This is a genomic window from Allohoeflea poritis, from assembly GCF_027889715.1.
Taxonomy (GTDB): domain Bacteria; phylum Pseudomonadota; class Alphaproteobacteria; order Rhizobiales; family Rhizobiaceae; genus Hoeflea_A; species Hoeflea_A poritis.
On sequence record NZ_JAPJZH010000013.1, the window covers coordinates 109346 to 125601 of the forward strand.

13 protein-coding genes and 1 CRISPR repeat array are annotated in these 16256 nt (G+C 58.8%); of the genes, 10 read left to right on the forward strand and 3 right to left on the reverse strand.

Annotated features, from left to right (window positions below):
• Position 1 precedes the first annotated feature (1 nt).
• The 4 genes from fliQ (at position 2) to cas2 (ending at position 5431) form a co-directional block, all read left to right on the forward strand.
• Complete coding sequence (fliQ, locus tag OOZ53_RS19410) at positions 2–268, forward strand: flagellar biosynthesis protein FliQ (protein ID WP_271091369.1); 267 nt, start codon at positions 2–4, stop codon at positions 266–268.
• A 477-nt stretch (positions 269–745) separates the two neighbouring features.
• Entirely contained in the window at positions 746–4072 is a 3327-nt protein-coding gene (cas9, locus tag OOZ53_RS19415; protein ID WP_271091370.1) for a type II CRISPR RNA-guided endonuclease Cas9, read from the forward strand.
• A gap of 67 nt (positions 4073–4139) precedes the next feature.
• Entirely contained in the window at positions 4140–5060 is a 921-nt protein-coding gene (cas1, locus tag OOZ53_RS19420; RefSeq protein WP_271091372.1) for a type II CRISPR-associated endonuclease Cas1, read from the forward strand.
• Positions 5057–5431 carry a CRISPR-associated endonuclease Cas2 gene (cas2, locus tag OOZ53_RS19425; RefSeq protein ID WP_271091374.1) on the forward strand — a complete coding sequence of 125 codons (375 nt, stop codon included), beginning with the start codon at positions 5057–5059 and terminating at the stop codon, positions 5429–5431. The genes cas1 and cas2 overlap by 4 nt, the downstream gene beginning before the upstream one ends.
• 72 nt (positions 5432–5503) lie before the next feature.
• A CRISPR array of direct repeats spans positions 5504–6465; the repeat unit is 36 nt; unit sequence AGCTTAGTCGTTCAGAAAACGCAGGCCAACCGCAAC.
• A 61-nt stretch (positions 6466–6526) separates the two neighbouring features.
• Here the strand turns inward: cas2 and OOZ53_RS19430 are convergent.
• Both OOZ53_RS19430 and OOZ53_RS19435 read right to left on the reverse strand, forming a co-directional pair.
• Positions 6527–7726: a glycosyltransferase family 4 protein gene (locus OOZ53_RS19430; RefSeq protein ID WP_271091375.1), complete on the reverse strand. Its 1200-nt coding sequence runs from the start codon at positions 7724–7726 to the stop codon at positions 6527–6529.
• Position 7727: 1 nt separating this feature from the next.
• Positions 7728–8840, reverse strand: a complete 1113-nt coding sequence (locus OOZ53_RS19435) for a Kelch repeat-containing protein (protein WP_271091376.1) — start codon at positions 8838–8840, stop codon at positions 7728–7730.
• A gap of 476 nt (positions 8841–9316) precedes the next feature.
• On the opposite strand from OOZ53_RS19435, the gene OOZ53_RS19440 reads away from it, so the two are divergent.
• The gene (locus OOZ53_RS19440) at positions 9317–10348 is read left to right on the forward strand and encodes a glycosyltransferase family 2 protein (protein WP_271091377.1); all 1032 of its coding nucleotides are present in this window, start codon (positions 9317–9319) and stop codon (positions 10346–10348) included.
• 51 nt (positions 10349–10399) lie between these two features.
• Here the strand turns inward: OOZ53_RS19440 and OOZ53_RS19445 are convergent, their stop codons facing one another.
• Positions 10400–11083: an IclR family transcriptional regulator gene (locus tag OOZ53_RS19445; RefSeq protein ID WP_271091378.1), complete on the reverse strand. Its 684-nt coding sequence runs from the start codon at positions 11081–11083 to the stop codon at positions 10400–10402.
• Between the two features lie 108 nt (positions 11084–11191).
• Here OOZ53_RS19445 and OOZ53_RS19450 point away from each other — a divergent pair, with 108 nt between their 5' ends.
• From OOZ53_RS19450 to OOZ53_RS19470, 5 genes are all read left to right on the forward strand, one after another.
• The gene (locus tag OOZ53_RS19450) at positions 11192–12385 is read left to right on the forward strand and encodes a CaiB/BaiF CoA transferase family protein (protein WP_271091380.1); all 1194 of its coding nucleotides are present in this window, start codon (positions 11192–11194) and stop codon (positions 12383–12385) included.
• The gene (locus tag OOZ53_RS19455) at positions 12382–13203 is read left to right on the forward strand and encodes a citryl-CoA lyase (RefSeq protein WP_271091381.1); all 822 of its coding nucleotides are present in this window, start codon (positions 12382–12384) and stop codon (positions 13201–13203) included. Before OOZ53_RS19450 ends, OOZ53_RS19455 begins: the two co-directional genes overlap by 4 nt.
• A gap of 180 nt (positions 13204–13383) precedes the next feature.
• Complete coding sequence (locus OOZ53_RS19460; RefSeq protein WP_271091382.1) at positions 13384–14337, forward strand: LacI family DNA-binding transcriptional regulator; 954 nt, start codon at positions 13384–13386, stop codon at positions 14335–14337.
• Between the two features lie 21 nt (positions 14338–14358).
• Complete coding sequence (locus OOZ53_RS19465) at positions 14359–15378, forward strand: extracellular solute-binding protein (protein WP_271091383.1); 1020 nt, start codon at positions 14359–14361, stop codon at positions 15376–15378.
• 55 nt (positions 15379–15433) lie between these two features.
• The gene (locus tag OOZ53_RS19470; protein WP_271091384.1) at positions 15434–16255 is read left to right on the forward strand and encodes an ABC transporter permease; all 822 of its coding nucleotides are present in this window, start codon (positions 15434–15436) and stop codon (positions 16253–16255) included.
• The last annotated feature ends 1 nt before the right edge of the window (position 16256 follow it).

The window sequence follows — 16256 nt, forward strand, 5'->3', positions numbered from 1 at the left end:
CATGAGCGAGGCAGACGCACTCGACATCGTTCAAAAAGCCATCTGGACCATTCTGGCGGCCTCGGGCCCCGCGGTCTTTGTGGCCATGTTCGTCGGCGTCGGCATCGCGTTCCTGCAGGCACTTACGCAGGTTCAGGAAATCACGCTCACCTTCGTTCCGAAGATTGTCGCCATTCTGGTGACGGTCGCCGTCTCGGCCCCCTTCGTCGGCGCGCAGATCTCCAGCTTCACCAGCCTGGTCTTCTCGCGCATCGAAAGCGGCTTTTAGGGGTTCGGCCTGATACTTACGCTCTGAAACAAGCTTGATGCTTTTTCGAACAATCTACAAAGCTGGCGTCGCAGCGCGCAAAGGCCATATTTGGTCCGACAAGAAAAAGCGCCCGCCGGAGCGAGCGCCTTATTTGGTGCATATCTCAGCTTGTTAACGGCTGGACTGCGTTTTCTGAACAATGCGACGATAGGCTGACTCTCGACAATCGTCAAATGGGAAAGAGAGGCCGAAGCCCCTCTTTCCCGCACATGTTCAGAAACATAGTCCAGTCGCAACCACACACCTTTTCTTGCAACCATCTGGCAAGAGAGTATTGTGCTACAACTTTATGTGTCATCGATTTAGTCAGCGCCGCAACTGATCAGGCCATGTAGTCGCGAATTGCGATAGCGACCCGAAAACCCCAACACACAACCAAATTAGCTGACGCGGCCATGTCAGAATTTGCATTCATTAAGTAAAGGCGTTTGAGGAATGAATATAAGAACTCTCGGACTAGACTTAGGCACGAACTCGCTCGGCTGGGCCCTTATCGAGACGAAAGGAGAGCCCGGTGAAACCAGCGAAGGACGCGTTGTCGATATCGGCACGCGCATCTTTTCCGCCGCCGACATGGCGGGGCGCGATGCGAAGTCGAAGGAATCGCTTGCCGTCGCGCGCCGGCAGGCCCGGACCATGCGCCGACAGCGTGACCGGAGGCTGAAGCGCAAGAAGCGCCTTTTGAAGCAGCTTTCAGATTTTGACTTGATGCCGAAAAGCAAAGCGGAGCGCGACAAATTGATCCGCGACACGGACGACGGCAAGGGCGGTGACCTGTCGGAGAGCGTTCTGGCGCTGCGGGCGAAGGCGCTGGACGAGCCTTTGACCCCGTACCAGCTCGGCCGCGTTCTGTTTCAGATGAACCAGCGACGCGGCTTCAAATCCAACCGCAAGACCGACGGCCGCGATAACGAGGCCGGGAAAATAGCTTCGGGCGTGTCGCGCTTGCAACATGCCATGGCTGCCGAAGGTGCCCGCACCTATGGCGAATTCCTTTACAAGCGGCGGCAGGCCGGCAAATCCGTGCGCACCCGCTTGCGGCCGGTGAGCGAGTTCAGCAGCGATCCGGAATTGAAGGGCGACGGGTACGAGTTCTATCCCGACCGCAGCGAACTGGAAACAGAATTCAAGGCGATCATGGAGGTGCAGGCGGGCCATCATTCGGAGTTGCTTGCTCCAAATAAGGTTGACGCGTTGCGCGAAACCATCCTGTACCAGCGGGATCTGGTGCAACCGAAAGTGGGCAAATGCAGCTATAATCCCGATGAACAACGGCTGCCCAAGGCGCATCCGTTGTTTCAGGCCTTCAGGCTCTACAAGGAAGTCAATGAGCTTGCCGTGATCGGCGAGGATCAGAACCCGGTCAAGCTGACGCCGGAGCAGCGCGATATCCTGATTCTCAAGCTCAAGAGCGCAAAGACCGCCGGTTTTCCGGCGCTGCGCAAGCTTTTGAAGCTTGGCCCGGAGTACCGGTTTAACAAGGAGACGGACAACCGTACCAAGCTTGAGGGTGATGTCATCGCCGCCGCGCTTTCGCGTAAGGATTGCTTCGGCCCCGCATGGAGCGAAAAATCCATAGACGAGCAGTGGTCCATCATCGAAAGACTGCGCGAGGAGTCCGATCCGCAGACACTGCACGCCTGGTTGCGCAATGATTACGGCCTGGATGACGGGCGCGCCGATGCGGTGATGAAAGTGCAATTGCCTGAAGGCTATGGCCGGCTCGGGCCGTCGGCGCTCGCCAACCTTCTCGATGCGTTGAAGCATGACACGGACGAGGATGGTAAAGTCATCACCGAGGCCGCGGCCGCGATCAAGGTTTATGGCCGCACAAATGCCGAGGACGACCCGGATCGCGAAGCCCGCAGAACTCTGCCGAAATATCAGGAGATTTTGACCCGGCATATTCCGCCTGGCGAGGGCTCCGTCAGCGCGCCGCCCGATGACAAGGACCCAGCCTATGACCGCCATATGGGCCGGATCACCAACCCGACGGTGCATATCGCGCTCAACCAATTGCGCCGGGTCGTCAACGCGATCATCCGCAAGCACGGTCGCCCGGATCGTATCGCCATTGAACTGGGCCGCGAGTTGAAACTCACCGACAAGCAGCGCGAAGAGGTCAACCGGGCGATCGGCAAGAACACCAGAGACGCCGAGGAACGGTCTAAGAAACTGGAGGAACTCGGTCAGCCTGACACCGGCTATAACCGTCTGCGGCTGAAACTGTGGGAAGAACTCAATCCGGACCAACCGCTGAACCGCGTCTGCATCTATTCCGGAGAGCCGATCACAATCGGCGACGTGTTCACGGCCGAGGTCGATGTCGATCACATCCTGCCCTATTCGCGCACATTGGACGACAGCCAGGCCAACAGGCTGCTCTGCAAGGCGCGCGCCAACCGGGTGAAACGCAATCGCGCGCCGTCTGAGGTAACGGAATGGGACGGCGTCTACGACGATATTCTGGCGCGCGCCGGCAACCTGCCCAGGAACAAGCAATGGCGCTTTGCCCGCAACGCCATGGACCGCTTCGCCGATGAGGAAGGTTTCGCGGCGCGCCAACTGACGGACATGCAATATCTGTCGCGCATCGCGCTTTCGTACCTCGCCGCGCTGTATCCGGCCGGGCAGGCTGACATCGACGGTGTGTTGCGCCGTCACAATCGGGTCCGCGCCCTGCCGGGGCGCATGACGGAAATGCTGCGCCGCAAATGGGGACTGAACGAAATTCTCCCCGATCACAACTACACAGAAGCGGTGAAACCGAAGAACCGCAAGGACCACCGGCATCATTCCATCGATGCCTTCGTCATCGCCTGCACCAGCCGCTCGATGATTCAGAAAATCGCGTCCGCATCGGAGGAAATCGAAGCGCAGGGAACGGAAAAGGTGCTGTCGAAGATACCTGATCCGTGGCCCGGATTCCGTGACGAATTGCGCGAACGGGTGCAGGCTTCCGTGGTCAGCCACAAACCGGATCACGGCACGGTGTCCCGCAAGGGCTACGCCGAGGGGAAAGGCCAGACCGCCGGACAATTGCATAATGACACCGCTTACGGCTTTACCGGCGAGAAGGACGACAAGGGCAACGATCTCGTCGTACGCCGCGTTCCGATCACTGAGATAAAAAAAGCCGCCGATATTTTCAGGATTCGCTGCAACAGCCATGGTCACTCTGAACTGCATGACCGCCTCTGGCAGGCAACGCGAGACCTTGAAGGCAAGGCCTTTGAAAAGGCGATCCTCGATTTCGCCGGTACCGATGCGAAATTCAGGGGCATCCGTCATGTGCGGATCGTCGAGCCGCTGAAGACGATTCCTATCCGCGACAAGGCCGGGCGGGCCTACAAGGGCTACAAGGGCGACTCGAACTTCCGATACGATGTCTGGCGTTTGCCCAATGGCAAATGGGTGGCCGAGGTGGTTTCGACATTCGATGCGCATCAGCCCGGTTGGGCATCATCGGTTCGGGCAGAGCATCCCACCGCCAAAAAGCTGATCAGCCTTCACCAAAACGACATGGTGGCCGTCGAAAGGGATGGCAGGCGGGTGATCTGCCGGGTGGTCAAATTTGGCGCCAATGGTCAGATTACACTTGCGGAGCATAGCGAAGCTGGAGCGTTAAAAAGCCGCGATGCTAACGGCGCAGATCCGTTCAAATACATCTCACCGACAGCCGGCGGCCTGAAGAAACTCAAGGCCCGCCAGGTTCGCATCGACGAAATCGGTCAGGTGCAAGATCCCGGCCCACGCGAATAAGGCCGCTCGTTTACCATTTCTTAAGGTTGTTTTATTGAAGAGATGCAATTCATGGTAATTTTTGATCATGGACCGCATCGTCGACATCTCCACCGAAGATCTCCACCTGGGCGTCTATCGCGGGTTTCTCACAATTGTCAAGGATCGCGAGGAGATAGGCCGCATTGCGCTGGATGATATTGGCGGCCTGATCACCCATGCTCACGGCCTGACCTGGTCCAACACCGTTTTCGTTCGGCTGTCGGAGTGCAATATCCCGGTTGTCATCTGCGCTCCGAATCACGCACCAGTCACTTGCCTGTGGCCAATCGAGGGCCATCACCTTCAAGGGGCCAGGATGCGCGCCCAGGCTAATGCGAAACTGCCGCTCAAAAAACAGGCCTGGCAGAAGATCGTCGCCGCGAAAATTCGCAATCAGGGCGCTGTGCTGCAATCGGCCGGCCACGAGGCTGGCGCTTTCGAGATGTTGGCCAGGAAGGTTCGATCCGGTGATCCCGACAATCTCGAAGCGCAGGCCGCCCGGCGCTACTGGCCGATGCTGATGGGTGAAGAGTTCCGCCGCAATCGTGATGGCGGAGGTGTAAACGGTTTGCTCAATTACGGTTACACTGTTCTTCGTGCCATCATATCGCGAGCGATTTGCGCGGCCGGGCTTCATCCGACACTTGCCATTCATCATTCAAATCAGGCCAACGCCTTCGCATTGGCGGATGATCTCATGGAGCCTTACAGGCCGTTGGTGGATCGCATGGCGCTCAATCTGGCGCATGCGGGAAAGACGGGGGTCGACGGCGAAACCAAACAGGCGCTGGCCAATCTGGGAACACTGGATTTGGACACGGCGGAGGGGACGAGTCCGCTTAACGTTCAGGCGTCGCGTCTTGTACACTCGCTCGCGACCTCATTTACGGACGGTTCGGTGAAGCTTGATCTTCCACACCCCCCCGCCCCGCTCGTTCTGGCCGGACTCGGCCTCGAAGCTGAATGACCACTCTTTACACTGCAAGAAACGGGGAGGCGGGCGGTCCGACCCATTTGTCCGCCTATAGATTGATGTGGATGCTGGTTACCTTCGACCTTCCGGTAGAGACCAAGAAGCAACGCAAGGCGGCACATGATTTTCGCATGTTCCTGCTTGATCAAGGCTTTGAAATGAGCCAGTTTTCCAATTACATTCGCTTTTGCGCCGGTAAAGAACAGTTCGATGCTTACACCCGGCGGATAGAATCGAACCTTCCCGAGCGTGGCGATGTTTTCATATTCCAGTTCACTGACAGACAATACGAGAATATCGTCCGATTTTCGGATCAAGCGCGACGAAAACGTCAGAAAAATCCCGGCCAGTTGGCGCTATTTTGAACTCTTGGTGCATTTATGCGAAGCTGCGGCGGCCCAAAATCCCTTTGAAATCAGAAATTTGAGCCACCGTCTAGCTTAGTCGTTCAGAAAACGCAGGCCAACCGCAACTCTTTCAGAGCATCATCCAGGTCGATCCGCAGCTTAGTCGTTCAGAAAACGCAGGCCAACCGCAACAAAACGGCATGTATGCCGAAAACGGCACATAGCTTAGTCGTTCAGAAAACGCAGGCCAACCGCAACCGAACGTCCCGTCTGTCACGACGCGCATCCAGCTTAGTCGTTCAGAAAACGCAGGCCAACCGCAACGTATGAGCCTGTTCACCCCGGACGCGCGCAAGCTTAGTCGTTCAGAAAACGCAGGCCAACCGCAACTCATCGGTTGGGAAGAGCTTTGCAACTGGCAGCTTAGTCGTTCAGAAAACGCAGGCCAACCGCAACACCAGCCGGTCAACAAGGTTCGGTGCCGCAAAGCTTAGTCGTTCAGAAAACGCAGGCCAACCGCAACCGCGCGCGGCTTTTTGAAGTTTTTGACGCTGAGCTTAGTCGTTCAGAAAACGCAGGCTAACCGCAACCGTCACAAGATCTATTCGTTCAGGCATGCTAGCTTAGTCGTTCAGAAAACGCAGGCCAACCGCAACGCGGCCGAGCGGCTGACGCGGCGCAAGCTCAGCTTAGTCGTTCAGAAAACGCAGGCCAACCGCAACGACGAAGCTGACTTGCCCCGATACTTGCAGAGCTTAGTCGTTCAGAAAACGCAGGCCAACCGCAACAGACCCAGACCCTTCTCAGCACGACGAGCAAGCTTAGTCGTTCAGAAAACGCAGGCCAACCGCAACATGAGAATGGGCGTTTCGGCTACTCGTTTCAGCTTAGTCGTTCAGAAAACGCAGGCCAACCGCAACCTACGTCCGCCCATGCATTGAGAACGATGAAGCTTAGTCGTTCAGAAAACGCAGGCCAACCGCAACCTTGTGCCGGTTGCAGTCTATCGTTGCCTGAGCTTAGTCGTTCAGAAAACGCAGGCCAACCGCAACCGGATGCGTAGTTGAACGCGTTGGCAACTTAGCTCAGCCATTCAGAACCAGCCCCCGCAGGTCAGCGCCGTCCGGTCGTGCTTGCCATCGCCTTTTCAAAGATGCTGATCAGCAGGTTTCCGTTTTCCCTGCAAAGTTCCGTGACGTCTTCCCGCGCGCTGGCCTCGGCCACCGGGTCGGGGCCTGCTTTCAGCACCGGCCAGCGCTTCATGATCAGATCGGCAAGCGCGTCCGCCGAGTCCGGGTTGAAATAGTGCGCGTGCCGGTAGGCCTGTTCCCGATGGACGGCAATATCGGAAACGAAAGCCTCCTTGCCGATGGCCCGGCAATCCTCCACAAGCATTGACCATCCCTCGAACAGGGAAGGCCGCACGATCGCCGCGGCCTGGCGCATGAGCTGGATCTGCTCCTGCCGTTGCAGCACGCCCAGCCAATGGACGCGGGAGCGGAGTCCGTTCTCGTCGATGAAGGCCTTGATCCGATTGCCGTGATCGGGATGGCGGTAGTCGGAATCCCGTCCGGTCAGAACCAGTGCGATATCGCCGATATTCCGGTCCGTTACATGTTTGAGCGCTCTCAGCAATGTGACGTGGTTCTTGTGCTTCCACTGCTGGCTCGGAAAATAGAGGAATTTTTCCGGCAGATCGTATCGTCGCGCGATGTCGGCGGCGTCTGCCGAAAACCAGTCCGGTTCCGGGAATGTCCGGAACCGATAGACGCCGACATTGTCATTCTTCATCCCGGCAATCCGCAAAAGGTCCGATCGTGCATCATGACTGCTGACCAGCAACTGGGTGCAGTTTTCCGCCAGGTTCCGGAATTCGGCATCCCGTTGTCTGCATTCCTTTTCGCTGAAGAATTGCGGATACCGGGCATGCTGGCAATCGGGTATCCAGCCGATGGCCGGTGTCGGGACCGGGAAACCGAGCTGGCGGCGTATGGGGAAAACAACGTCGACGTGGTTCCTGATGATCTTTCTCAGATGAATGCCGCCCACGAGCTGGCGCAGCTTGATCCTGCGCCAGGAACGGCTTTCCAGGGCCCTTGGAAGGTCAAAACGATGGACCTCGTCGAAAGCGTCGATGAATTGCGAGAAATGGGAAAGATCCATTCCGCGCGGCGCGATCAGCTTGAGCCGAATGTCATTCCCGCCGTTCGCATGCTGCAAGGCTCGTGCTGCGGCGCCGATATACAATGTTCCGGCGATCCAGCCCGGATCGAGCGCCAGCATGCCGACCGAAATCGATTGCGTTTGCGCCATCCTATTGTCTCAGAAGAGCCGGGAGCGTGTCGGATTTCCATACGGTGTCAAGCACACGGCCAGCGCGCAAGTCGGTGGCGCTAAAACAGCGCTGTCCGGTCAGGATGTAAAATCTCCCGTCGTGATAGGCTGCGAGCTTGGCTTTCATCGGGTAAGGCAAATGGCCGATTTTGCGCCATTTTTCCGTATCCAGATCGAAGCTCAAAACGTGATCGCCCATCGTGAGGCGATCGTAGATTCCACCGGCAAGGATCACATGCGAGCCGACACTGACAACGGCGTGCTCCGTGTGTGAAATCTTCTCCGGTGCCGGTTCAAGCAAACGAAATTCAGCGGTTTTGAGATCAAACCGGTAGCATTCGTCCATCATGTGATCCAGCGGCGTGTCGAAATTGCAGACAAAGTCGGCAGAGCCGGCCACGCGCGGGACGTCGCCCTGCTGGCCGGCCAGAACATAAAGTCCGCTGCCGTGGAGGAAATTTGCCGAATGAATGCGCCCTGACGGCAGCGGCGGCTCCGATCTCCACGTCTCCTCGGTGGCCCGTCCCCCGTCGACGCCGATGCTCCAATGGTCGTTCATGGTCGTGTTGCGGTCCGGCCCGACGCCTGAGAGGCAGTGAATACGCCCATCGAGATAGTGGACCAAAGGCTGGTATCTGCCTTCCGGCAAGGGCGGAAGTGCGGCAAAGGTCTGCGTTTCGGTGTCGAAACTGTAGCAGGATGTCGTCACCGGCGAGCAATTGATGCCAAGTTGGCCGCTGATGAGGAAGACAAATCGTTTGCCGTCATTCGTCGACCCGACATGAGTCTGCGCCATGTCGTCCGGCATGCGTCCGCGACCGGTCCACGTTTCCTGCTCCAGGTCCAGCACGAGAAACTGGTTGGAAACGCGATTGAGCTGGATGTATCCGCCGAAAACGAAGAGGCGATGACCGATCTGCTCCCGTGAAGCTTCGACGCATGCGACAGGCGACCGCGGTCCAAGCCGCCATTCGAAATCACCGGGCTTTCGAGGAAATAGATCGCGGAACGCCAGATCCTCCCGGTCCTTCACAATGCGTTGAACCGGACCCGGAACGACCTGTTTGCCGAGCTTCTTGATTGTCCGCAGCAATCCCAATTTCCCGTCCTCGATCCGTCTGAAACACAGCTTGCGCAAATTTGTCCGGCCCGTGCGCCCCGCGCGCGAAGCGGGCGAAGCGGGCGAAGCGGGCGAAGCGGGCGAAATATAGCTGGAAGATCCGTATTGTCTATCGGCCTCCAGGCACAGACGCAGCAGAAAAATGTGAAACACGCGCCGATTGAGGCCAATTCCCCGGGCGCAATTTATCTGCTTGAATCTGCTGCCGAGATGAGGCCTTCCGGAAAGCAAGGCAGAGGTTGTTTGAGAGGGTCAACGGCAATCAATGATTGCATGCGGGTGAAAAAGATCGGCCACACCGCCGGGAATCGGCGTCGTCATCATTTCGGGACGAAACGCCTCTGTTCACAAAAAATAGGGCAATCAAATACTTGTGCAGTAGCAATTTTGAATTTCCGATCTATAGATCGCAAAACAAGAATGGACGTTTTTGCTGGACCTGACCGCCCATGGTTCTGCCGATTACGGTTGTCGTGCCGACTTACAACGTGATGACCATGTTGCCGCGCCACGTAGCAGCGATGCGCGCATGGATGCCGCACGTGGAAAAAGTCGTTGTCGTCGACAGCTATTCGCAAGACGGAACATCGGATTACCTCTCCGCGAACCTTACCGGCCACAATGTCGAAATTCTGCGGCATCCGCCGGGCCTCTACGAGAGTTGGAATTTCGGCGTGAGCCACGCCGATACGCCTTTTGTCTATTTCTCCACGGTGGGCGATACGATCAGCCGTGACGGTCTGACGGCATTGTGCCAGACCGCTGTTTCGCTGGATTGCGACGTCGTGATCAGCCCGCCGCGCCTGATGACCGACAGAGGCAAGTTGGCCGAACAGTCTTGGCCCATACACCAGATAATTTCCCTGTATGGCATCCGATCGCCTTTGCTGTTGTCGGAAGAGGTCGCGACATATATTTCAACGCGCTACCTGCCGGCATCCATCTTGGGCAGTTCGGCGAGTAATCTCTACCGGACAGACTGCCTGAGAAAACTGCCGTTCCCGTGCGAATTCGGACAAATAGGCGACGTTGCCTGGGGCGCGCTTTATGCAACTCAGGTCAGTTTCGGGGTCTATCCGGAAACGATTTCCGACTTTGTGCACCATAAGCGGCAGCGGCCATGGGATAGCGTCACCTATGGAAAACGGAGCTGCATGCTGTTCGAGCTCGCGTCAGACCAGGTTCTGGCCCGGCGTCAATCGGAGAAACCTGCAAACACAGCCGAAAGACACATGCCCGAAACGGATGTGCTTTTGCGGCACTGGATCCAGGCCAGCATCAAACGCCGCATGCTGGATCTTGATCTTCGTGAAGAGCGCAGCAGCGGCGCGTACTGGATGTTGAACCCGCGGGCCTGGCGGTTGCGTTGGGCGCGAAACAGGGCGCTCGCTGCGGAAAGACCTCTGGAGCGGCAACTGGACGATATGATCCGGCCTGCCATTGAAGATTCGCTTCCAACGTCCGGGCAAGCGGCCGTGTAGATTCTTCTAAGCCCGCGGATCGGCGATACACATTGCTGCGATTGCCACGAGTCAATCCGGCATTTTGCTGTCAAGGCGGCGCTGGCTCTCTCTCAGCGCATCCAGCAGTTCAGCCCGTTTTTGCTTGGTAAAGCGTGTCACGAGACCCGATACGGCCAGAGCGCCGATCAACCGGCCTCTGTCCGAGCGGACCGGAACGGCAATTGCCGCGACCTCGGGGTCGCGTTCCCCGATCGATACCGCATAGCCGGCCTTTGTGATGGCATCTTTGCCTTCACACTCGTCTTCCGAACAGGCAAGCAGCACTTTTCCGCTGGCGCCGCGATCCAGCGGCAAGCTCGCCCCCTCGGCAATCGCATGCCGTATTGCCCGCAAAGGTTCGCAACGGAAAAGGCAAACGCGGCTGTTTCCGTCACGCACGTAAAAGGACGCGGTTTCATTGGTGCTTTGAGAGAGTGTCCTGAGCTCCGGACGCATGAGGTCCGCCATGTCGAAGCTGTTGCGGTAGTTTGATCCGAGGCGCCACGTCCCCGGTCCGAGACGAAACTGGCCGTTGTCCCCGCGAACCAAAAGGCCAAAGCGCTCAAGCGATATGGCAAGGCGCAAGATCGTGCTTTTGTAGAAGCCGGTCCGTTCCGAAAGCGCCGCGAGGCTTATTTCCTTGGCGTCCGGATCGAAACAATCCAGGATTTTCAGCGCCCGCTCAACCGCCTCGACACCCTTTGCGTCGCGCAACTCCGGCTCCTCTCGCCAATTGACAATTCGGCCATTTGCTATCAAATGGTTCTGTTTAGCGCAACATAATTCTGTCAGGCAGAACCAATGCTCCCTGGAGGTGCCGCAATGCCCAAACCGCTCGACGGCGTTCGCGTACTCGATCTGACCAATGTCCTGGCCGGGCCCTTCTGCTGCCACCAGCTCGTTCATCTCGGTGCCGAGGTAATCAAGGTCGAGGCGGCGGGACGTGGTGACCTTGCCAGACAGCTCGGCGGCGATCCCGAACTTAACGAACGGGGAATGGGCGTTTCCTTCCTGGCCCAGAACGCCGGCAAGAAATCGGTGACCGTCAATCTCAAGCATGAGCAGGGCAAGGCGCTATTCCGGCGCCTTGTGGAAACCGCCGACGTCGTGGTCGAGAATTTCAGGCCCGGTGTCATGGACAGGCTTGGCGTGGGGTATGAAGCCCTGAAATCCGTCAGGCCGGATCTCATCTATTGCGCCATCTCCGGTTTCGGCCAGGACGGTCCCTGGGTTCACCGCCCGGCTTACGATCAAATCATACAGGGTGCGTCGGGCGTCATGTCGATTACCGGCGATGCCGAAAGCGCGCCGCTGCGCGTCGGCTACCCGGTCGCTGATACGGTCGGCGGCATGACAGCGGCCTTTGCCATTGCCGCCGCGCTGAATGCGAGGCCGCGCGGCACATTCATCGACATTTCCATGTTGGAATCGGTGTTGGCCACCATGGGGTGGGTGGTCTCGAACCACCTGATCGCCGGCATGGCACCGCAGCCGAACGGCAACGAGAACCCGACATCGGCGCCCTCCGGTGCCTTCGAAGCCGGTGGCGGCCTGATCAACATTGCCGCAAACAAGGACGAGCAATGGCTGCAGCTGACGGATCATCTGGGCCTGGCGGAACTGCGCGATCGACCGGAATATGCAACCCGCGAGGACCGCAAGAAGAACCGCGCGGCTCTCAAGCAGGATCTCGAGCAAGTGTTGAAGACCCGGCCCGCCCGCGATTGGGCGAAGGAACTGAACCGCATCGGGGTGCCTGCCGGTGCGGTCCTGTCGGTTCCGGAGGTCCTTGCCATGCCCCAGATTGCGGACCGCGGGTTTCTTTCAAGCTTTTCGGATGTTCCGGGCGTTGGCCGCGATATCGAGGTGGTGACCACCGGGATCAAGCTGGACGGCGCAGCGCCGGCCGTCGATGAACCACCGCCGCGGCTCGGCCAGGACAATGGTTCCGTCTGGAGGGAAATCGGCCTGTCGGACGGAGAGTTGAATGAACTCAGGCGCGGGGGCACGATATGAGCGACACACACAACGATGTATCCGATTGGTGGGCCACATCAATCATCGACATGGCGCCCGGCAGGATCCGGTTCCGCGGACATCCGGTCGAACAGCTCGTCGGCACTGTCAGCTTCGCGCAGATGATCTGGCTTCTGACGCGTGGTGATCTGCCGACAGAGGCCGAGGCCGCACTGCTTGAATGCGCGCTGGTCGCGGCGGTCGATCACGGACCGCAGGCCCCTTCGATTGCCGCTGCGCGCATGGCGGTGACCTGCGGGTTGGGCCTCAACGGCGCTATAGCATCGGCCGTCAACATGCTTGACGACATTCATGGCGGAGCCGGCGAGCAGGCCGTCGAACTCTATGGCTGGATCGATGGGGCGGCAACAAGCGGCGCGGCGCTGGAAGATGCCGCGTCTGCAATGATCGACAAATGGCGGGCCGGGCGTGGCGCTTTCATACCGGGTTTCGGACACCGCTTCCACAAGCCTGAAGATCCGCGTGCGCCGCGCCTGTTGCAACTGGTTGACGAAGCAGCGGCGGCCGGAACGGTCTCCGGCCGCTTTGCTGCAATCGGCCGGGCGGTTCAGCAAATTCTCAATGAGCGCAAGGGCGGGCCGGTGCCGATGAATATCGACGGAGCAACGGCGGTTATCTATGCCGAGCTCGGTTTCGCCGGGCCGCTCGCGCGCGGTCTCTTCTGCCTTTCACGATCCGTCGGCATCATCGCCCATGCCTGGGAACAGATGAACCAGGGCGGCAGGAACAAGGGCCCGACACCGCCGGCCTATCGCTGGACCTACACCGGCCCGGACCCGATCGGAAACTCGCGGTGACCGCGACCGTCTGATCCCACGGCCCGATCGCCACGCGCAATCACGGAGACTGCCCTCAGTCGCCGATATTCGGCCGCTGCTTCCGGGGTAATTTGAGTGTGTAGGTTGATTAATCGTTTAATTTAGGCGTTGACAAACCCCGAGCGAAGTTGATTAATCGTTAAATCAAGTGGGGGCGATGTGGTCAGCATCAAGAAAATCGCAACGGATATTGGCGTCTCGGCAGCAACGGTGTCGAATGCGCTGACCGGTAAAGGACGCGTGTCGGAAGAGATGACCGCACGTATCCGCTCGCGGGCGCAGGAGCTTGGCTACCGGCCCAACAATTTGGCACGCGCGCTGAAAACCGGCCAGACCGGCATACTCGGACTGGTCATGCCGGACCTTACGAATCCGCTTTTCCCACGCATTGCCCAGATGCTGTCCATCGCGGCGGAGCGGCGTGGCCTCGGCATATTGATTGGCGATTCCCGCGGCAGCGCGGACGAGCAGAACGAGGTGCTGAAACGCCTGGTCGACCGCGGCGTCGACGGCCTGCTGGTCGTGCCCCAGAAGGGAACATCGCCCGAGATGAATGCCGTGCCCCTGGCCATCATCAACACGGCCTCCGATCCGAGAAACACGGTTTCGGCGGACCATGCGGGCGGCGGGGCGCTCATCGCCCGTCACATATCGGATATCGGCCACAGAAACGTCGTCATCCTGGGCGGCGATCCGGTCTCGGAAGTCCAGCAGGATCGAATTTCCGGCATGCAGAGCGCAATGAGGCAGGAAATCCGGTCCAGCGTTCTGTGGGGTGATGCGGGCGTGGCGGAAGTCGCCGAGCGGGTCAGGGCAGGTGCGACGGCGGTCCTGACGACGTCGGACCTTCTGGCTCTGCGGGTCCATTCGGAGTTGACGCGTGCGCAATTTTCCGTGCCGCGCCGCGTCAGCCTGACCGGCTTTGACAACATGTCCCTGGCGTCGGTCATGCATCCGACACTCACCACGGTCGCCCAGGATGTCGAAGCCATCGCCGATCGCGCCATCGAGATCCTGACCGCCATGATCCGCGGTCAGGCTCACCCCGACACCGGCCGCACCCTGCCCATGCGGCTCGTGGTGCGTAATTCCACCTCCAACCCCGAAATCTGAATGCCAACAAGGAGACCAACGATGAAGAAACTGATGTTGATGCTCGTGTCCGCTGCCGCGCTTACCGCGCACTCGGCCATGGCCAAGGATACGCTGACGATTTCAGTCTATTCCTTCGCCCAGGACGCATACAAGAAGGCCCTTTACGATCCGTTCGAGGAGATTTGCGATTGTGAGTTGGTCATAGAGACCGGCAACAGCGTCGAACGGATGGCCAAGATCGAGGCCAATGCCGCCGATCCGGTCATAGACATGGCGGTCATCTCGTCCCATGACGCCCTCAGCCTCGCGCAGAAGGGACTGATTGCGCCGCTCGACATTTCGAAACTGTCAAACCATGCCAAGCTCTATCCGGCAGCGCAGGACCCGATCGGCAACAACATGGCTGTCGGATATACGTTCTACGCAAGCTCGATTGTGTACCGCGATGACCTCGTAAAGATCAAAAGCTGGGGCGATCTGCTCGGCAAGGATCTGGCCGGCCAGGTCTCGTTGCCGAACATCACGGGAACGCAAGGTCCGTTGACGCTGATGATGCTCGACAAGGCGCTCAATGGCGGTTCCGGCGATTTCAGTTCGGTGATCGCCAAGATCGGTGAAGATGCCGATGACATCGTGACATTCTACTCACGTTCTTCCGAGCTCGCGCAGTTGATGAACCAGGAAGAGGTGATCGCTGCGCCACTCGGCCGTTTTGCCTGGAGCCGGTTCAAGAACTCGCCCCTGTCCTTTGCCTGGGCTGAGCCTGAGGAAGGCCAGGCAGGTGGAATGAACGTGATGATCATGACCAAGGGCAACGGAAACGAGGAACTGGCCTACAAGCTGATGGATTACTGGCTGTCGACGGAAGTCCAGACCCGTATTGCCGAAGCTCTGATCGACAGCCCCGCAAACAAGGATGTCGTCGTGAGCGACGAGGTCGCCGACAATCTGACCTATGGCGCGGACCTCATCAACTCGCTCAACATCCTCAGCCCGGCGGAAATCATCGCAAACCGCGACGCCTGGGTCGAGCAGTGGAACGCTGAAGTCATCAAGTAGTTGCAGCGGGGCGGCCCAGGCCGCCCCGTGTATTCTCTGAACCGGGTCCCGAGCGATGTTTCTCAACAACAGGGAAGGGCTGGCACTGGCGCTTCCCGCGGCAATATTCTCACTGCTCCTTTTCCTTGTGCCTGTCGCAATCCTGCTGTCCGAAGCCTTCCGGTCGGACACGGGCTGGACGCTCAGCGGCTACACCGAGTTCTTCTCCAAGCCGCTCAACCAGGTGGTTTTCTTCCGAACCCTCAAGCTTGGGGTTCTCGTGGCCGGAACGGCGGCCGTGATCGGCTACGCCGCCGCGTTTTGCATCGTCAATCTCGGGCCGACGGCGCGCGGGCGCATCTTCGGTCTCGTCGTGCTTCCTCTCATGATCTCGCCGGTGGCGCGCACCTACGCCTGGATCGTCATTCTGGGGCGAACGGGCATCGTCAACGACACGATTGTCGGGCTCGGGCTCAGCGACACGCCGATCCGGCTGCTGTTTACCGAGACCGCCGTTTTCATCGGCCTTCTGCAGCTCTTCCTGCCGCTGATGATCATTTCGCTCGTCTCGGCGATGGAGAATATTCCCCGCGACGTAATACCTGCGGCCCGGGTCCTCGGGGCCAACTGGATCCAGGTTTTCATCCGGGTCATCCTTCCGCTGACCAAGGAAGGTCTGGTCATCGGCGGCACGCTGGTGTTCACCGGCGCGCTGACCGCTTACATTACGCCGGCAATTCTCGGCGGCTCCAAGGTTCTGATGCTGGAAACGCTGCTCTATCAGCGCGTCAACGTCTCCAACGATTTCGTATCGGCGAGTGTGATCGCGATGATCCTGATCGTCATGTCGTTCTCTGCCAACCTGCTCCTCAAGCGCATCGCTACGGCAAGGAGCTAGA